17 protein-coding genes are annotated in these 19,804 nt (G+C 41.7%); 2 read left to right on the forward strand and 15 right to left on the reverse strand.

Annotated elements, in window-relative coordinates:
• Positions 1 to 4: 4 nt before the first annotated feature.
• Positions 5 to 877 (reverse strand): carbon-nitrogen hydrolase family protein, encoded by an 873-nt coding sequence (locus CD004_RS11535; protein WP_102262902.1) that lies wholly within the window; start codon positions 875 to 877, stop codon positions 5 to 7.
• Positions 878 to 1,098: 221 nt separating this feature from the next.
• On the opposite strand from CD004_RS11535, the gene CD004_RS11540 reads away from it, so the two are divergent.
• Positions 1,099 to 2,325: an MFS transporter gene (locus tag CD004_RS11540; protein WP_158651545.1), complete on the forward strand. Its 1,227-nt coding sequence runs from the start codon at positions 1,099 to 1,101 to the stop codon at positions 2,323 to 2,325.
• A 58-nt stretch (positions 2,326 to 2,383) separates the two neighbouring features.
• Here CD004_RS11540 and CD004_RS11545 read toward each other — a convergent pair whose 3' ends face one another.
• From CD004_RS11545 to CD004_RS23805, 13 genes are all read right to left on the reverse strand, one after another.
• A complete protein-coding gene (locus CD004_RS11545; protein WP_102262904.1) occupies positions 2,384 to 4,417 on the reverse strand; it encodes a sensor domain-containing diguanylate cyclase in 2,034 nt (677 codons plus the stop codon).
• Positions 4,418 to 4,587: 170 nt separating this feature from the next.
• On the reverse strand, positions 4,588 to 5,391 hold the full coding sequence (locus tag CD004_RS11550; protein ID WP_102262905.1) for a serine hydrolase: 804 nt from the start codon (positions 5,389 to 5,391) through the stop codon (positions 4,588 to 4,590).
• Between the two features lie 12 nt (positions 5,392 to 5,403).
• Positions 5,404 to 6,414, reverse strand: a complete 1,011-nt coding sequence (locus CD004_RS11555; RefSeq protein ID WP_102262906.1) for an ABC transporter ATP-binding protein — start codon at positions 6,412 to 6,414, stop codon at positions 5,404 to 5,406.
• Between the two features lie 2 nt (positions 6,415 to 6,416).
• Positions 6,417 to 7,346, reverse strand: coding sequence for a C40 family peptidase (locus CD004_RS11560; RefSeq protein ID WP_102262907.1), 930 nt, complete (start codon positions 7,344 to 7,346; stop codon positions 6,417 to 6,419).
• Entirely contained in the window at positions 7,336 to 8,439 is a 1,104-nt protein-coding gene (locus tag CD004_RS11565; RefSeq protein ID WP_102262908.1) for a mandelate racemase/muconate lactonizing enzyme family protein, read from the reverse strand. Before CD004_RS11565 ends, CD004_RS11560 begins: the two co-directional genes overlap by 11 nt.
• Before the next feature lie 20 nt (positions 8,440 to 8,459).
• Positions 8,460 to 9,380, reverse strand: coding sequence for a S66 peptidase family protein (locus tag CD004_RS11570; protein WP_102262909.1), 921 nt, complete (start codon positions 9,378 to 9,380; stop codon positions 8,460 to 8,462).
• A gap of 302 nt (positions 9,381 to 9,682) precedes the next feature.
• On the reverse strand, positions 9,683 to 11,308 hold the full coding sequence (locus CD004_RS11575) for a peptide ABC transporter substrate-binding protein (RefSeq protein ID WP_319004996.1): 1,626 nt from the start codon (positions 11,306 to 11,308) through the stop codon (positions 9,683 to 9,685).
• 60 nt (positions 11,309 to 11,368) lie between these two features.
• Positions 11,369 to 12,364 (reverse strand): ABC transporter ATP-binding protein, encoded by a 996-nt coding sequence (locus CD004_RS11580; RefSeq protein WP_102262910.1) that lies wholly within the window; start codon positions 12,362 to 12,364, stop codon positions 11,369 to 11,371.
• 5 nt (positions 12,365 to 12,369) lie between these two features.
• Complete coding sequence (locus CD004_RS11585; RefSeq protein WP_102262911.1) at positions 12,370 to 13,323, reverse strand: ABC transporter permease; 954 nt, start codon at positions 13,321 to 13,323, stop codon at positions 12,370 to 12,372.
• Positions 13,323 to 14,255 (reverse strand): ABC transporter permease, encoded by a 933-nt coding sequence (locus tag CD004_RS11590; RefSeq protein ID WP_102262912.1) that lies wholly within the window; start codon positions 14,253 to 14,255, stop codon positions 13,323 to 13,325. Before CD004_RS11590 ends, CD004_RS11585 begins: the two co-directional genes overlap by 1 nt.
• A gap of 56 nt (positions 14,256 to 14,311) precedes the next feature.
• Positions 14,312 to 15,136 carry a M55 family metallopeptidase gene (locus tag CD004_RS11595; protein ID WP_102262913.1) on the reverse strand — a complete coding sequence of 275 codons (825 nt, stop codon included), beginning with the start codon at positions 15,134 to 15,136 and terminating at the stop codon, positions 14,312 to 14,314.
• Between the two features lie 289 nt (positions 15,137 to 15,425).
• Complete coding sequence (locus tag CD004_RS11600; protein ID WP_102262914.1) at positions 15,426 to 16,055, reverse strand: NUDIX hydrolase; 630 nt, start codon at positions 16,053 to 16,055, stop codon at positions 15,426 to 15,428.
• Between the two features lie 214 nt (positions 16,056 to 16,269).
• On the reverse strand, positions 16,270 to 16,419 hold the full coding sequence (locus tag CD004_RS23805) for a lmo0937 family membrane protein (protein ID WP_158651546.1): 150 nt from the start codon (positions 16,417 to 16,419) through the stop codon (positions 16,270 to 16,272).
• Positions 16,420 to 16,574: 155 nt separating this feature from the next.
• Here CD004_RS23805 and CD004_RS11605 point away from each other — a divergent pair, with 155 nt between their 5' ends.
• Positions 16,575 to 17,360, forward strand: coding sequence for an HAD family hydrolase (locus CD004_RS11605; RefSeq protein WP_102262915.1), 786 nt, complete (start codon positions 16,575 to 16,577; stop codon positions 17,358 to 17,360).
• Between the two features lie 887 nt (positions 17,361 to 18,247).
• On the opposite strand, the gene aspA is transcribed toward CD004_RS11605, so the two are convergent.
• Positions 18,248 to 19,672 carry an aspartate ammonia-lyase gene (gene aspA / locus CD004_RS11610; protein ID WP_102262916.1) on the reverse strand — a complete coding sequence of 475 codons (1,425 nt, stop codon included), beginning with the start codon at positions 19,670 to 19,672 and terminating at the stop codon, positions 18,248 to 18,250.
• Positions 19,673 to 19,804 lie beyond the last annotated feature (132 nt).

The raw sequence follows: 19,804 nt of genomic DNA on the forward strand, positions 1-19,804 counted from the left end.
CGTTTTAGATTTTTTCTGCTTGTTCCCAGTCTGGATAAAGGTCAGTCCGGCGGTCACGCCAGGTTGTAACAGATCCGCGTTCGCGTACTTCGTACAATAGCTCCAAATCAAGGTCTGCTGTCACAATCATATCATTATTGAGTTCACCTTCAACTTGAAGGCCTTTAGGAGGAAATGGTATATCATTCGGCGTAATGACTGCCGCCTGGCCAAAGTTTGCTCGCATGAAATCGACAGTCGGCAATGCTCCTACTGTTCCTGTCAAAACCACATAAACCTGGTTTTCTATAGCTCGTGCATGGCTTGTGTATCGTACACGATGAAAACCGTGACGGTCATCTGTACAAGATGGAACGAAAATGACATCTGCACCTTTTGCTTTAGCCATCCTTACGATTTCAGGAAACTCAATATCATAGCAAGTCAATAGCGCGATGCGTCCTTTCACTGTATCAAATACCCTGAAATCCTCTCCCGCACTCATATTCCACTCATTTACCTCAGTAGGTGTAATATGAAGCTTCGCCTGCTCGACGATTCTGCCATCCGGGTAAAACATGTGTGCGACATTATAGAGCTTGCCTTCCCGGGCAACGACATGTGTACCGCCAATGATGTGTATCCCTGTTTCCGTTGCGAAATTCCGGAACAGATTTAAATATTGTTCGGTAAAACCAGGGAGTTCATTGATGGTCAGCCTCGTACCCTGCTCACTGCCGATTGATAATAATTGAGTAGTAAAGAACTCTGGAAACAAAACGAATTCTGATCCATACTCCTGTGCTGTTTTTACGTAATGCTCACATTGATGAGCAAACTCTTCGAACGACCTGATCGTGTGAAGATGGTATTGGACTGCGGAAACTCTCATTTTCATCCATCATTCCCCCTGTATCTATAAACATATTTCATCTTGAATTCAAATTTTCGGAAATACGAAAATCATTATATAGCATTTTACTTTTTATGAATACATTTTTCATTAAAATCGGGAAAAAAATTTACCATCTTTTAAACTTCAAAAAACAGTTCCTTCCACCAATTGATTAGATTATAATCTAATTAGATTAACATATAATTAGATTTATGGAGGACACTATGTTTAAAACATTTCGTCTGGAGAAATCGTACCGCAAACTATTCTTTGCTGGAATAATTAATGGTATAGGTGATCGATTCAGCCAGGTAGCGTTGTTAGCTTTGATATTGCAAATGACTGGTTCTGGCCTGTCGGTCGGGATTACAATGGCTCTCAGGATGATTCCTTTTTTATTCTTCAGCCCTTTAAGCAGCGGCCTTGCCAGGAAATTCGGAAGAAAGAATATCATGATTTTTACGGACCTAGCCAGAGCAGTATTAGCCTTGTCTTTTCTGGCTGTCAACAATCCTGCAGATATATGGATTGTTTATGTCGCATCTTTCATGCTGGCCTCAGGAGAAGCAATCTACGCACCGATCAGGAAATCAAGCATCCCTGCCATTGTTTCATCTAAATCATTAAAAGACATAAATGGATGGGAACAGGTATTAATTGGGATTGTTTTAATCATTGGGGCACTAAGTGGCGGAATTGTCTCATACTTTCTAGGAGCCAAAGCAGCTTTTCTGCTTAATATATTGTCCTTTTTAGCTGCCGGCTGGATTTTATCGACCTTGCCTTCCCTTGGCGATAAAATTAATAATCAACAAGTCAGTAAACTTAACTCAGAAAAGTACAGCGAATTGCTCCCTGTGATTGCGGCTTCATCCTTCCTGTTAATGTTGATGATGTTCGAGTTGATCATCCCGCTGATTAACGGGATTGAGAATGTATTATTAAGCGTGTATGCCGTTGAAACGTTTAAAAAAGCTGACCTGGGAGTAGGGATCTTTTACAGTGTTCTTGGTCTGGGTTTAATGATCAGTCCATTATTGACTAAGATGGTTAAAAAGAGATTTCTATTATTTTCTTTCATTTGCATAATAGGAGAAGGTTTATTCTTGACTTCGATAAGCAAGACAGAAGCTTTCTGGGTTGCCGCTGTTTTATTTGGCGTGACCGCAATATTCAGCGGTGTCGGTAACGCCCTTCTAGATACGGTGGCAATGGAGACCATTCCTTCAAAATGGCATGGAATGTACTTTGGCATTACTAGCATGCTGTCCAATACATTCATCGGGGCATCTATGTTCTTTACCGGTATGGCACTGGAATGGTTCGACCCAAGATTGGTGGGTATGATTGGGGGAATCATGTATATTTTTGCCGGAACCTTGTTCTTGATATGGTCCCTTAAATATAGTGTGAAACAAGAGAAAGCAAAATTAATGAAAATAGTGGTGTAATTAAAACAACAGGTCCATCGTTTAGAAGCCGATGGACCTGTTGTTTACAAAAACCTTATCAATCTCTGTTCTCACATACTTCAATCCTGTTACGGCCGTTTTGCTTAGCCTTATATAATGCCCGGTCTGCGAATTCAAGAACCAGCTTCAGTTCATTTGGGTTCATAGGGGTAACGCATGATAGACCAATACTGATTGTTACAATCTCACTCACTTTGGAGTTTTTGTGTTCAATATTCATTGCCTGGATGGTTGACTGGAAATCCTCAGCTAACTGTGATGCTTTTCGTGCCTCTGTATTAGGCAGGACAACAGCGAATTCTTCGCCCCCATATCTTGCAGCGAAATAACCTTTTTCATGGAAAAATCGTTCAAGCTCACGGGCAACTGACTTCAAGCAGTCATCCCCCTGGATATGCCCATATGTGTCATTATATTTTTTAAAATAGTCAATATCCAGAAGAAGCAAGGATACTGGCGTTTTATGCTTGCAAGCGAAATCCCATTCTGTCTTAAGGAATTCGTCAAAGGCCCTCCGGTTATAGATTTCGGTCAACCCATCAAGAGAGGAAAGCTTCTTCAGGAGTGAATTACTTTCTCTTAACTGATTTTCAATCATTCTCCTGGCACTTACATCCCTTGTGGCGAACATCATTCCTGAAGCCTTGCCTGATTTGTCCTTCACGGGCCTGACTGTAGTTTCTGCCCATATATATCCGCCGTTTTTATGCAGCAATCTATAGCTCGACGTTACTATGCCACTTAATTCCTTAGGATTTCCATATTGCCCAAGCAAGCTTTGGCGATCTTCGGGATGAATTTTCTTGTAAATATTTGTTCCAATCAATTCATCGTTACTGTACCCAAGAATTCCCTTGCTTGAAGGAGATATATACATAATAATTCCTTCACTTGAAAGCCTTCCAATCATATCTGATGAATTTTCAGCGATAAAGCGATACTGCTCTTCACTTTCACGCAAAGCTCTTTCCATGCTTTTACGCTTTGTAATTTCCTTTATAACTGTTAAAACAGCTTTTTCTCCCTGATACGTAATCAAAGAAGAAGATACTTCAATATCTATATATGAATCTCCCTTTTTCAGCTGCTCTTCAAAACTAATTACAGACTTTTGATTAAAATCAATTTTAGAAGCCATATTCGGATACTCGCTGAAAAAAGAACTCACAGGTTTACCAATTACCTCTTTCAAATTTACTCCAAATAAGGCCTCAGTATGTGGATTTGCATAGGCAATCTTATCAAATTGCGAGAGAATGATTGCATTCGGAGATAGTTCAACCACCGTCCTGAACTGTTCCTCGCGTTCTTTGAGCTGCTGGGACAGCATTTCCACTTCTGTAAGGTCAGTATACACAGCAAGGTAATTCACCAGTTCGCTGTCTTTGTTCAAAATTGAAAAGATATTTACCTTCATTAAATAATGGCTGCCATCTTTACGCTTGTTCCATAACTCGCCTTCCCAGCAACCCCTGGTCAAAATAGAGTCCCACATTCTCTTATAAAAAATCGGAGTGTAGCTGTGTGACTTCCATATTCTCGGGTTTTTCCCAATCACATTTTCCATATGGTAGCCTGTCAATCGAGTAAAAGAATCACTTACAGCCTGTATCATGCCATCTGGAGTAGTGATGACAATTCCTTTATTTGCGCTAAGAATAAGTGATCCGTTCTCATCAGGATAATCGTTATCAATAGTAGTGGGCGTTATGAAGCTAAGGCAGGTTTTCATTGCCGATTCTCCATTAAATATCGTGTTTTCAGAACTAACCTGAAAATCCATTGGAATACCATTAATTAAGAGCCTCATTATACTAGCTTGCAGAATCGCTCCTTGTTCGATCGCGGCGATTCTTTTTGTAATTGTTTCTTGGTTAGTGCTTGATAAAAAGGAGAATATTGATTTCCCGATTATTTCACCTGGATATTTGTACCCGAGCAACTGAGTGCCGCCTTCATCTATGGAAATGATGATTGAATTTTTATGTATGCAAACAAAATAGGGTGACAAATTATTGGCGGCTAATGTATCTTCAACAATTGTCTGAGTGCATCTTTCCTTTACCGTCATTTTACTTCTCCTTGCATAAGCAAAATTGATACCATTATCATTCTACTTCTGTTGATATTGATATTCAACAAGAGAATCAGAATAATTATCCCTTTGTTTTACCAGTTAATTACGCAGATTTTTACATATCATATTGCTAGCAATTGATATCTAACCGTTATCGAAAGCTATCACATATGGTTGGATTTTGTCGAAACGCTTGTTATAAAGCGATTTATGTGCTTCCCAATCTGTCGGATGATCGTTTTTCCTGAGTCAGGTTCTGAAAGTCCATCAATCAACACAACAATAAACGCCTGCTTTTTTCCGTATGTTATAATACCACAATCGTGCTCGACTCCGGGAAGTTCTCCTGTCTTATTTCCAATTTTTAATAGAGCATCATCCAAATAAAATGGCAGCTTTTCTTTGAATTGTTGTTGCAGGAGGAATGAAAAGAATGTGTTTTTCGATTGTTTATTTAAAGCACCTCCAGCAACTGCTTCTTTCAGGCATAATGCGATATCTGCTGCGGATGTAAAATTATCGTGTCCGGATTGAATGGCATCGAAATCCAACATTTTACGCTGCAATATCGAGTTTTTCATTCCGACCCTGGATAGAGTCGAATTGATTGAATTTATCCCTATCAAATCAATCAATAGATTGGTAGCCGAATTATCTGACACAATGATCATAAGAGACAACAAATCCTCGACTGGCAGCTGTTTGACATTCATAGCCTGGAGAACTCCCGTGTCTCCAATTTTGTCGCTTTCTCTAATTGTCACGAGTCTGTCTTTTTGCAGTTTACCTTCTTCAATCTGTCTTAAAGCCTCGATTAATATCGGCAGTTTTATCAAACTGGCAGACTGGTAAACCTGTTGGCTGTTTACTTCTATTATTTCTCCTTCAATCTCCAAAAACAAACTCGCCCGGCCCTTGCACCCAGCGAGTTCTTTCAACAGTCTTTCTCTTAATTCTTCTATAGTCATGTTTTTTATTCCTTATCTGATATTGACAAGCATTTCTTTTTTATCTTTTCCTTCTAAATGTTCATCATATAAATGACATGCAACATAATGGTCTTTGTCGATCTCCTGCCAGACAGGTTTCCTCTGGGCACAGATGTCCATAGCGTGCTGGCATCTGGTTCTGAAAACACAGCCGCTCGGCGGATCCATTGGGCTTGGCAGTTCTCCCTGCAGGATGATACGCTCCCGCTTATCCTCCACATCAGGATCCGGTATTGGGATGGCAGACAGCAATGCCTGAGTATATGGATGCAGCGGTTTATTGTAAAGCTGGTTACTAGCCGTGAGCTCGACGATATGTCCAAGATACATAACTCCGATCCGGTCGCTGATTTGCTTAACCATGGAAAGATCGTGAGCAATGAATAGATATGTCAATCCCTTTTCTTCTTGAAGACGCTTCAGCAGGTTTACGACCTGTGCCTGGACTGATACATCAAGAGCTGAAATTGGTTCATCAGCTATGATAAAATCCGGATCAAGCGCAAGTGCCCTTGCAATTCCTATTCTCTGACGCTGCCCGCCACTGAACTCGTGTGGATAACGGTTCGCATGGTCACGATTCAATCCTACATCTTCCAAGAGCTGATAAATTCGTTCCAACCGTTCTTTTTTGTTTGTGAACAGCCCATGAACTTCCATAGGTTCAGATATAATTTCCTTTACAGTAGAACGTGGATTCAGTGAAGCATACGGATCCTGAAAAATCATCTGTATCTGCTTATGGAACTGGAATTTTTCTTTCTCTGAAAGTGAGTGCACGTCTTTGCCGTTAAAAACAACTTCTCCATCTGTCCGGTCATAAAGTCCAATCATGGTTCTTCCGGCTGTGGATTTTCCGCATCCAGATTCCCCAACAAGGCCAAAGGTCTCGCCTTTATAAATATCGAATGAAATGCCATCTACTGCTTTAAGGATTTCATTTTTACCCATAGTGAAATGCTTCTTTAAATCTTTTACACTTAATAAAACTTCATTTTCCATATTTATTCCTCCGTATCAATCCAGTAGCGTCTCGCTGCACAGAGTTCTTTTTCGTAGATTGTTCCTTCTAAAGAGAAAATCTCGATATTCTTGCCAGTATTCGGTGAATGGAGAAGCTTGCCGTCACCATAATAGATACCAACATGATGGATGCTGCCTTTTCCTTCCTCATATGCGAAGAAGAGCAAGTCGCCTGGCAGGATGTCGGACACTGGTACTTCTTTACCCGCAGCAGCCTGTTCATGGGCGTCCCTCGGAATGATATAGCCGTTCGCAAGGCACATATTATAACTGAAGCCCGAGCAGTCATAGCCATAGCTGCTCATTCCGCCCCAAAGATATGGCAATCCGAGGAATTGTTCGCCAGCAGCGACGATTGCGGCCCCATTCTTCTTAGGAATTTCCTTATCTGATGGAATAACTGTTACATCCTCAGCTCTTAAGATACCAATACCAGTTGGTGTTTTAACGCGGATTCGATCGATTATATCCTCCACGATGGGCAATGTGGTCTGATAGCTCAATTCCATAAGCTTTTCGTTCTTTTCGGAATATAGAAGGGCTTTCTTAGCGGTAATGACTGCTGCAGTTCCCTGCTTGATATACCAATCTGATTGTTGAATCAGCTGATCTTTTGGAATCCACCCTGGATATCCACGACGATCTTTTCCAGATGGCTGGTCTGGGACAATAACATGTGCCCATTCATTCACTTCATCAATGATCAAGACTTCCTGACCAAATAGAACCTGTGATTGAACCAGATTATCATCGCACAATTGGAGTCGTGGCTGATAAGTAAGCTTTTCAAGCCATTTATCTATATTCAGGTTACCGGAAATGCCGTCCCTGTCGATTTCCCTCGGTGAATCATGTGAAGTCCACAAAGTTGCCACTGGGACATTGACGAGCCAAATATTATTACTTTCCAATGGAAATTCCTCCTTCTGAAAGGACCTTTTCTATTCCAAGACCCGGTTGGTCCGGAAGTGTGATTTTCCTACCATTATACTTTATTCCGCCTGAAATCGCTTCATTTGCCAGCATTAGTGGCGCGTCGAAATCAAAGCGCGTGATGTTTTTCTTGCTTGCTGCAAAGTGGGCAGCAGCGGTAATCCCCAGCCGCGTTTCAATCATACTGCCAACCATGCATTCTATCCCAGCGGTTTCAGCCATTTGGTTAATCATTTGAGCTTGATAAATTCCGCCAGACTTCATTAATTTAATATTAATAAGGTCTGCACTTCTTCTTCTGATCACCTCAAATGCCTGTTTCGGTGAAAATACACTTTCATCAGCCATTATTAAAGTATCGACTGAATCAGTTACCTGCTTTAAACCATCCAGATCTTCTGCTTTAACTGGCTGTTCAACCAGCTCGATATCAAGTCCAAGGTCCTCCATTTTTCGGATTGCCCTGACTGCATCCTTCGGTTTCCAACCCTGATTCGCATCGAGCCGAATTTTAATATCATTGCCAATCCTATTGCGGACTTCCCGGATCCTGGCAATATCGGTTTCGATCTCACCGATTCCCACCTTAACCTTAAGTACATTGAACCCATTGCTGACATAACCAACAGCATCCTCACCCATTTCTTCAGGGCTGTTCACACTTACAGTAAAATCTGTTTCAATCTCGTTTCTATAGCCTCCAAGGAATTGATAGAGCGGAAGGCTGCAATTTTGCGAGATACAGTCGTACAATGCCATATCAACGGCTGCTTTTGCGCTGGTATTGTTAACAAGGATGGTTTTTAATCCCTGGAAAATAGCTTCAAAGTTCAATAGATTCTCTTTTAATAAAAACGGCTTGATGACGTCATTGATTGCACCTTCGATACTTACGAGACTGTCCCCTGTTATGACCAATGTAGGCGGTGCCTCTCCCCAGCCGGTAATCCCATTATCACAGGTTATCTTAACAAAAATGGCTTCAGCTACAGTAACCGTACGGAGTGCAGTTTTAAATGGCTTTTTCAAAGGGACAGCATTACGGAATGTCTCGATTTTTTCAATAATCATAACTCTTATCTCCTTTGGTACTATTTGATCCCGCTCTCAACAAGTAACGCTTTATCTTTGGTATTCATGGATGCAGCCGCCCCTAGCGGCACACCAATGTGAGGGGAGCAATGCCCCATTTTGAATCCTTTGAGAGCCGGTTTACCGGCAAGTTTAATGTAATGGTCTATCACTTCTTCCAGAGTTAAAGACAGTTCTCTTTCAGGTACGCAGTTATTAAAGTCACCGACAATGATTCCAGCTGATTCCTGCAGCTTGCCAGCCATATACAGCTGATTTAGCATCCTATCTACAGCCCGGGGCTCTTCATTAATGTCTTCAACAAGTAGAATCTTACCTTCTGTATCAATCTCAAATGGTGTGCCCATAGAGCTGGAAAGAAGTGAGAGGTTACCGCCAACTAATGATCCTTCTGCTGATCCCGGGACCAGTTCTTCAATCTGCGAAAGCTCAGTGGAATAATTCAGCTCTGCTGGTGTAAACAATTGCTGGAATGTATCCTTGGAAATTTGATTAGCTTCTTCTTTTCCAATATCCGAAGCAAGCATTGGACCATGGAAAGTTACTAGTCCTGCCTGCTGCCTGATTGCAGTATGCAAGAATGTAATGTCGCTGTAGCCCCAAAAAATTTTAGGATTATTTTTAATAACATCATAGTCTATCCCTGAAGCAATTCGCGCTGTGCCATAACCGCCGCCAGCACAGATTATTCCTTTTACTTCGTCATCACGGAACATATCATGCAAGTCCGCTAATCTATCTTCATCATTCCCGGCAAGATAGCCATATTCAGTATAAAGTGATTTTCCTAATTTATAATTGAGCCCTAAATCCTCGACGAATTTCAATCCGCGTTTCAGATTTTCTTTATTAGGCGGACTCGCTGGCGCGATGACCGCCACCGTATCGCCTTTTTTCAGTCGTTCTGGCTTAATTGGCATGTCAATCAACTCCCTTTTTATTAGCGTTCCCTTTAGTTTACATAACAATTTTATCGTCCGGTATTCTAGTGCTTCGGAAAAGTCAGCTTTTCTGCTTTGACCTAAATTCAGTTCACGGACTATTTTGGGTAAATGCACTTATCCTGCTCTAACTGAAATCAGTTTCCTGAAGCTCTTTTCTGTAAATGCAATTGCTCTCCCTTGCCGCAAAAAGAAGGTTCATATGTATTAAGGATATTATTAAATGGTATGTACTAGTAAAAAAGAGGTGTTCCAAGATGAACACCTCTTTCTTAGAATAACTACTTCTTATCTGCCCACTTTAATTCAAGGTATCCTACCGGATGGCGGACAACATCAGATACAGCTTCATTTTGAAGATAAACTTGGTTGTAGAAGTGAACAGTGAAGATTGGTGCTTCTTCAAACAAAATCTTCTCTGCCTCATACATTAATTCAAAACGTTTTGCTTCGTCAGATTCATTTTTTGCTTGTTGAATCAGTTCATCATACTTCGGATTGCCCCAGCCAGTACGGTTCATGGAATGGCCAGTCTGGAAGTTTTCAAGGAAGTTGATTGGATCAGCATAGTCAGCAAGGAATGAACTGCGAGAAAGCTGATGCTTTAGTGCTTTCTGTTCTTCGGCGAATACGTTCCATTCCATGTTCGCAAGCTTGACTTCTACGCCAAGGTTTTCTTTGAACATTTGCTGCAATGCTTCTGCGATTTTCTTATGGACATCACTAGTGCTGTACGTCAGGGTCACTTCTGGAAGTTCAGTATAACCTTCTTCTTCCATACCCTTTTCCAACAACGCTTTAGCTTCTTCTACATCAGTTTTATTGAAATCTCCATTTACTTCACGGAAGTCCTTGCCTGATGGATCCTGGAATCCTGGAGATACGAATCCATATGCAGCTTTTTCTTTATTCTTTGTAACAAAGTCAACGATTTTTTGCTGGTCAACAGCAAGAGCGAAGGCTTTACGAATATTTACGTTTTGGAACGGTTCTTTTGTGACATTGAAGCGGTAGAAATAATCTCCTGCCTGGTCTTCAACCTGTACCTTTCCTTCTTTGAACAACTTATCACTTAATTCAGCAGGTACATCTGAAACATCCAGATCCCCAGCCTGATACATTTGATACTCGGTGTTTGTATCGTCGACGATTGCCCATTCAACACGGTCAAGTTTTACATTTTCAGCATCCCAGTACTGGTCATTCTTTTTCATGACGAATTTTGTGTCATGCTCCCAGCTAGCTAGGCTAAATGGTCCGTTGCCTACGAATGAATCAGCTTCGGAGAACCATTCAGGATTTTCCTTCGCAACTTTTTCATTGATCGGGAAGAATGCCGGATTGGCGATAACACTTAAGAAGTAAGCCTGCGGGCTTGTTAAGGTAACTTCAAAAGTCTTTTCGTCAACAGCTTTTACTTTTACATTGTCAGCAGAACCTTCTCCGCTGTTGAATTCTTCTCCGCCTTCAATGAAATAGCCGAGGAAAGCAGCAGCAGATCCAGTTGCTGGATCCAATAGTCTCTTCCACGCAAATACGAAATCATTTGCTGTTACAGCGTCGCCATTGGACCATTTTGCATCTTCACGAATGTGGAATGTGTATGTCTTACCATCTTCAGATACATCCCACTTTTCTGCAGTTGCCTCTTCTGGCTGGTGATCTTTACCTAGTCGTGTAAGACCTTCCATCAGATTGTTCAAAGCATTCCAAGATGCGGAATCGAAACCGATTGGCGGGTCAAAGGATGTTGGTTCCTGGCCATTGTTTAGGTAAAGGACCTTTTCCTCTCCTTTTTCCCCACTGTCGTTTCCTTCTTTTTCTTTACCTGCATTATCGTTGGCGGTACAAGCAGCCATCGTGAACACAAGCATCGCTGCCATGAGCATGGTTAATAACTTTTTCACTCTGTTTCCCCCTTATGTTGACTTAAAATTATATCAAAAAGGCAATAGCCTGATTGAACACTATGTGCTTGCGATTAATTTTTTTGCGCGCTCATCCTGCAGCCAGCAGTCCACACCGTGGCTGTCGGAAAGCTTTGTTGATGAAGGGTAGACTTTATCACAAACCTCCATTGCATATGGGCATCGGGCTGTGAAAGGACATCCAACTGGCGGAGAGAATAAATCCGGCGGAGTCCCGCCGATCGGTATCAGTTCGGCACCATCTACATCCAAACGCGGAACAGAATTCAATAATCCTTTCGTATATGGATGCTGTGGATTATAAAAAACTTCTCTCCTTGTCCCTGTTTCGACGATTTTACCAGCATACATGACCGCGATTCGATCAGCGACTTGTGCAACGACTCCTAAATCATGGGTAATCAGGATAATCGAGACGCCTGTTTTTTTCTGGATATCACGGAATAATTCTAAAATCTGAGCCTGAATTGTAACGTCAAGCGCTGTTGTCGGCTCGTCCGCAATCAAAACCTCCGGCTGGCAGACTAGCGCCATGGCGATAACAATCCTTTGCCTCATACCGCCGCTGAATTGATGCGGGTATTGTTTCAGGCGGACTTGTGGGCTCGGTATTCCCACCAGGTCAAGCATTTGTACCGCCACTTTCTTTGCCTGCTCCTTTGACAGTTTCATGTGCTGGAGAATTCCTTCAGTCAGCTGATCCCCGATTGTCAAAGTCGGATTCAACGCAGTCATCGGATCCTGGAAAATCATCGAAATATCTGATCCGCGAATTTTCCGCATCTCAGCATCCTTCAATTTTGTCAGATCTTTTCCCTTAAAAAGGATGGAACCACCATCAAACTTGCCAGGCGGTTCAGGAATCAATCTCATGATACTTTGGGAAGTCACACTTTTCCCGCAACCGGACTCTCCTACAATCGCTAAAGTTTCTCCTTTATGTAAGTCAAAAGTGACACCACGGACTGCTTTTACCTCACCGCCGTATGTTTTGAATGAAACATGAAGGTCTTTTACTTCCAGTACTTTTTCCATGGTGCTTACCTCCTTAGCTTCGGGTCAAGTGCATCCTGAAGCCCATCACCTAATACGTTAAACGAGAACATCGTCAATGAAATGAAGAATGCCGGGAAAAACAGCCTCCACCAGTCACCTGATAAAATAACCGGCAAAGCATCACTTGCCATCGATCCCCAGCTCGCTAGCGGTGCCTGGATTCCCAAACCAAGGAAGCTAAGGAATGCTTCAGCAAAGATAGCAGATGGGACGGAAAGTGTTATTTGCACAATGATTGGTCCCATCGTATTTGGCAGCAGATTTTTCCGGATGATTCTTGCAGTTTTCGTTCCGAATGTTTTAGATGCTAATACGTATTCGTAGTTCTTGATCTGAAGGACTTGGCCGCGGACAATCCGCGCCATGCCTATCCAGCCAGTAATCGTCAGTGCGAAAATAATAGTAGCAAGGCTTGGCCCCATTACTACACTGATTAAAATAACAACTAGCAAGTATGGGAGGCCGTAAAGAACTTCGATGATCCTCATCATGAAATGATCGGTTCTTCCGCCCTTATAGCCGGCAATCCCGCCATAGATGACCCCAATAAGAAAATCAATCAATGCTGCAGCGATACCGACAAATAATGATATACGCGCGCCGTACCACGTACGCGTGAATACATCGCGGCCAAGCTCGTCGGTTCCAAACCAATGCTCGCTTGATGGCGGCAGATTTTGGTTGACCAAATCCTGATGGTCTACTGTGTGAGGCGAAATGATAGGACCGAATACTGCCATGAAGGTCAGTACAGATAAGAAAAATAATCCTAACATTGCAAGTTTGTTTTTAAGGAGGCGTCGCCATGCATCCTGCCAATACGACAGGCTGGGCCTGACAACAGCTTCTGCTTCCGAGTCACTTTTTTCAATAGGAACAAACCAGTCGTCAGGAATGGACGTGACCGCTGGCGGTTCCTGATGTTTACGCAGAGCCATCATTTCCCCTCCTTTTTATGAAGTTTGATCCTTGGGTCAAGTATGCCGTAAGCAAGGTCTACAAGGAAAAGCATCATGATCAATACTGTACTGTAAAAAATCGTTGTTCCCATTATGACAGGGTAGTCACGCTGGTTGATGCTTTCGACAAAGTACTTGCCCATGCCTGGAATCGCAAAGATCTTTTCGATTACGAAAGTTCCTGTAAGTATACTAGCTGCCAATGAGCCAAGAATCGTGACAACTGGAAGCAATGCATTCTTTAAAGCATGTTTGAACACAATTTTTACGGGTGACAGCCCTTTTGCCTTTGCTGTCCTTATGTAGTCTTGCGTCAAGACCTCAAGCATGCTGGATCTCGTCAAACGGGCGATGATTGCCATAGGTCCAGTAGCAAGTGCCAGAGTAGGCAGAATCATATGCTTCGGACTTGTCCAGGTAGCAACCGGAAGGATCTCCCAGGTAACAGCTAACTGCTGGATCAGCAGGGTTGCCATGACAAAGTTTGGTACCGAAATACCGACTACGGCTACTGTCATCGCAAGATAATCAATCAAGCCATTATGGCGAAGTGCCGCAATGATTCCCAGAAGGATGCCAGAAAATATCGCGACGATCAGCGTGATCATTCCCAGCTCGAATGAAACAGGGAATCCCCTTCCAAGCATTTCGTTTACAGTCTGTGAGGACTTTTTAATAGAAGGTCCGAAATCGAAAGTCGCGACCGACTTTAAGTATATAAAGTATTGAACGTATAATGGCTCATCCAAATGATAGAAACTCTCAAGGTTCTTTTGGACTGCTTCGCTAGTCGCCCGTTCCTCATTAAAGGGAGAACCAGGAATTGAGTGCATCAAGAAGAAGGTCAGCGTGATGATGACCAGCAATGTGATCGCCATTGAGCCCAGTCGTTTGAGTATGTAATGGAGCATTAACTCACATCCTTATCATGTCTTTATGTCAGTTCTGGAGGTGAATGAAAAACAGTCTATGAGAAAGTTGTCCTCATTGCCAGTTCTGTCATCACAAGCATAGCTTGATAGGCTTCTAGAATGTCCTTAGCCTGGTAGCGGACAATTGTGGTCCCTTCTTCAATTTCTGTTCCGGGCATCAAGTTTGCCCACTCTGCTTGACCATAGTTGGCAAATTCAATTCTTAACACCGGATTATCAGGAGGAGTAAGCGGTTTCACTTTATCCATGTTTTTAATAGCCAACTCAGTTTTCTCTGCAAGCAGTTCACCCGCTTTAACTGGTGTTAAAGATTTTGCGGCAGACCTTGAAATTGACTGTTTAACTACGGCAGTTGTAATGTTAGGGATCAATGACTCTGCTTCACGGGCAGCCCCATCGTCTCCTGCCACCATGATAACAGGTACCCCATAATGACCTGCTACATAAGCGTTGAATCCAAGCTCGCCAATTTGAACATCATTGATCCACATATGGCGAACGCCGAAAATCATAGAATGTGACATCACTCCGCTCATCGATGCCCTGGCATGGTATCCGACAAATACTGCCCCACCATAGCTGCCATCCAACCCCTGAACCATGGAAAAAGGCTTTACATCCCCGGTAATCAACTGTGTTTCCGGATGAAGATCCTCTATTAAAAGGTTGTTCATTTTTGAGTGGCTATCATTAACGATGACTTCCTGGCAGCCAGTCTCAAATGCTTTCTCAATTACATAGTTCGCTTCCTGTGTCATGATTTTCCTGCCACGATCGTAATTGTGCTTTGAAGAGTCAACATGGGTATGGTCGACCAGACCAGTAATCCCTTCCATGTCCACAGATATGTACAGTTTCATTTTTACCCAACTTTCTATGAATAATTATCTTAAAATTATAAATAATAAATCTACCAACCGCAACCTTTTTTCCTATTAATTTCTGTTATTACAAGGAAATAGGAGATTTGTCACTGGTAGTGAATTGTCAATAATATTATTCATTGAATAATATTAGCAAAAGGAAAATTTGTTAAGATTTGAAGAAATGGGATTTAAAAGTCATTTTCTCGTACCCGCAGGAGTTTTTAAACCGTTTTTTCAAGATAATGGTTTTGGGCAGAAGAAAAGAGCGCAAAAATATGCGCTCCTACTCTTTGAGATTATGTTGCTCCATTATTTCAATGAAATGGGTCAACACTCTTGCTGTAAGTCCCCAAATCACCTTGCCGTTTGTCCGATAGAAATATTCATCCATCGTTCTTGTCTGCCAGTTGTAGTTCTCGCCGCCAATGATTAAATCGAAAGGAAATCCATCTTCGGGTTCTACTTGATAGTTTATTTTATAACTGTCCGGCTGGTTCTTTTTAAAGAAAGACAGCGGAACAGTGAATACTTCCCCAACTTCCGCTTCGTTAGGAATGATGTTGTTTAACTTACTTATTCTACCCACAAAAGGGTAGATAATTGTACCGAATGCAGACACCATATAATCCAAAGGAAAAACATCAATTATCTCGCTTTCCTTTATGCCGAGTTCTTCCGACGTTTCCCTGACCGCTGCTTTTTGAGGATCCTCTCCCTCTTCTATCTTCCCGCCCGGGAAACAAACCTCACCAGGCTGTCTTCTCATCTTAAGGGAACGTACCTCGAATAAAATATGGACTTCTCCATTTACTTCCACTAACGGCAGCAATACTGCGAATTTAATGAATTTTTCATGGCCCAAAATTGAGGGTGTCCGCCCCAATAAAGTATTTGCAATCTGATTAATATTCATTATTGGACATCCACTCTCCCTTTTTTAATATGTAATTTATTTTATTATGAATAGCAAGATAAAAGAAAGAAAACGGCTTTTTTATCGAAGCATAATTGTTAATTAATTGCTCTACAAATCATTAACAGAAAAAACAACCCTGATATACTTTGAAACCAAGGCTTTCAAAAAAATGAAAAAGCAGCGACGAAATGCCGCTGCCCGTTCAATAAGATTATGACCCTGTCGCTCGGCCTTTGATCGCTTTATACGCAATCAAGATAATACCGATGATGAGCAGAATGTGAATGATGCCGCCGGCGATTTCAAATATCAGTCCTAATAACCAAAGCACCAGTAATATACCCGCTATTGTCCACAACATTAGGAACGTCTCCTTTCGCTGTATTCTTAATAAAAGTTTACCCCTTAGCCATTTACATTAAACAAGCCAGTTGTGATAAGGGTCTATCAAATATTTGATTACTTTCCCGTCGATATGTCACACTAAAAAAAACATCACTTTAAGGAGCGCAATCTATGCCCAACTACAAGATATTATTCTTAGATATAGATGGAACAATTTTAACTCCCGATAATACTATCGAGGATTCCACGAAGAACGCTATCAGTGAAATGAAGAAAAAAAATATTGAGGTCGTTCTTGCCACAGGACGTCCGATTCATGAGATTAAAGAGCTTGGGGAAGAGCTTAACATTTCCTCTTTTATAGGATATAACGGTGCTTTGGGAATATATGAAGACGAAACGATCTTTGCTGAACCAATGCCTGTAAAGGATGTAAAATACATCCTGAATGTTGCGAAAAAACATAATCATAAGCTGGTCTTGTATACCAATAAAAAAAATTATTTAACAGACCTGGACTCGGATTTGGTCAAAACCTTCCTTCAGCAATTTCATCTGCGTCAGAATGATATTTTTTCAGAGGATGTCATTGAAGGGATTCTCGGCATGACGATTATCACTACTGGAAATAATGGAGAAGCACACTATGAATTCGCTGATGGAATACATTTGTCACAGGTCAATGTAGAGGGTATGCATCATTGCTACGATGTCATCCGTGATAAGGTAAATAAAGGGGTTGGCATTCAATTCTTGTTGACAAAACTGGGAATAAAACGGGAAAACTCCATTGCCTTTGGGGATGGAATGAATGACAAAGAAATGCTTTCATTCGCAGGAGAAGGTTTTGCCATGGGCAATGCCCATCCGGACTTGTTCCAGCATGCAAAGAATAGAACCACAGATGTGACCGACTCAGGGATTTTTAACGGTTTGAAGTCGTTAGGATTGCTGTAATAAGTATCCACTTGAATTGATGAGAATTCTGTGTTCGGATTGTCAGCTCTTTTGGTAGTTAGAAAGAGCCGTTGTCAGATTAACGGGTTTACTTCAGAGGTGCAAACAAGTAAAACACAAAGCAAATCGCACTTATTTCACATTGAAATTCACCGTGCGATTTTTCGTGTTATATCAATGTATTTTTGTAATGTAATTTAAAATTCACACATCAATTTACAAGTCATTTCACTTTGACGGAAATAATTATTGGACGGTATGTGATTTTGTGGTGATTTGGTAAGTGGATTTTATGGTAATTGTGAAGGAGTTTGGATATTTATGTTAAAATTGAAATAAGACTATCGAAGACCTTGTGAAATAATGTACTTAAAGTAACGATGCAGGAATGTGAAGGCAAATTTGATTTCCCAACAAGACTTAAAATAACCGGAGATTCTCCGGTTAGAGTGAAGAATATGGCTCGGTTGGATGGAAATAAGCGGAGAATTTCCGATTAAATGGTGCAAAATTGTCCATTTGCCTTTTTTTTGAGTCGATAGTCGGAATTTCTCCGGCTATTTGAGCTATTTTTAAAGCTTTTTCGAAATTAAGGGGAATTTCTCCGCTTATTTATCAACTCGCCGCTGCTTCCCTTATTCGTGACCGGGCTGTGCGTGGCAGAAAAAAGTATTCTTGAATATCCACGGACCGCTTATTGAACGGGTGCTTTAGCACAATAAGGTAATATGAAAAAAGGCTTAGAGATGAAAATTTCTCTAAGCCTTTTTGTATTGTGAATAGTGTAGTGGAATCGGTGCGAATTAATATGTGATTTTGTCTGTGATTTGCCGTTTTGCACCTCAAAAGTAAACCCGTTATTGTCTGATGACAACGGCTTTTTTCAATCAGTCTTTATTCAACAGTTCTTCCCCTGCAATCCCAGGGTTTGTCATTTCATATGGATTCAGGATCAAATCCAGCTCTTCTTCTGTCAGGACGTCGTATGCAAGGCATAGTTCCCTTACTGACTTCCCTGTCAAGATCGCTTCTCTCGCGATTCTCGACACTGCTTCATAACCTAAGTGCGGATTGACAGCAGTGATGATGCCTACACTTCTCTCCACATCTTTTTCAAGCTTCTCTTTGTTCGCTTCAATTCCAACGAGACAGTGGTCAGTAAATACCTTGAAACCATTGTTCATGATGCTGATTGATTGGATCAGGTTAAAAATAAGAACAGGTTCCATTACATTCAACTCGAGCTGGCCCGCTTCGGATGCAAGACAGATCGTATGGTCGTTTCCAATAACCTGGAAAGCAACCTGGTTGATGACTTCAGGCATAACCGGATTCACCTTGCCAGGCATGATGGATGAGCCTGGTTGTCTTGAAGGAAGGAAAATTTCGTTAAAGCCCACTCGAGGACCTGACGCCATCAGTCGTAAGTCGTTGGCTATCTTCGACATATTCATCATGCAAACCTTCAAGGCAGCAGATACGGTTGTATAAGCATCGGTATTTTGAGTCGCATCCACTAAATGGTCAGCATTCGTTAAAGGATATCCGCTGATTTCAGAAAGGTGACGGACAACATTTTTGATGTATTTAGGATTGGCATTCAGCCCGGTACCCACGGCGGTTGCTCCCATATTCACTTCGAATAGATGACCGCGAGTATGCTTAATTCTGTCGATATCTCGTTCAATCACCCTTGTATATGCTTCAAATTCCTGGCCGAGACGAATCGGAACAGCGTCCTGTAGGTGCGTCCTGCCCATTTTTATGACAGCATCAAATTCCCTTGCTTTCTGGGAAAAAACATCTCGCATGATCTGCATAGTATCCAATAGCTTGTCCAAAAGGGATAGCACAGAAATGTGCATCGCAGTAGGAAAAGCATCATTCGTCGATTGAGCCATGTTCACATGCGAATTAGGGCTTAATGTAAAATAATCCCCTTTATTCTCACCAAGCAATTCCAGTGCGCGGTTCGCAATTACTTCATTCGTGTTCATGTTGATGGAGGTCCCAGCTCCTCCCTGAATTGGATCCACGATGAACTGTTCATGCCACTGACCCTGGATTATTTCATCAGCCGCTTTTACAATGACCTCTCCAAGGCCGCCGTAAAGCCTTCCTGTTTCCATATTGGCAAGTGCCGCAGCTTTTTTTACCATGGCCATTGCCTTTATAAGTTCACTATGTATTCTATACCCGGTTATCGGGAAGTTTTCAACAGCCCTTAAAGTTTGAATGCCATAATACGCATCCGCTAAAACTTCCTTCGTACCCAGAAAATCCTTCTCAATACGGACTTTAACCTCAGACATTTATTCTACCCCTCCAAAAAGCGTGAAATTTCGTAATTAATCTAAATATTGTATTGAGGGCAATCATTTTCCGACAATCTTCTAGTGACTTCTTAATCCCCCTTAGCCCTTTATATTGGCCTACATGACTAT

The sequence above is a fragment of the Mesobacillus jeotgali genome (assembly GCF_002874535.1).
Lineage (GTDB): Bacteria > Bacillota > Bacilli > Bacillales > Cytobacillaceae > Mesobacillus > Mesobacillus jeotgali.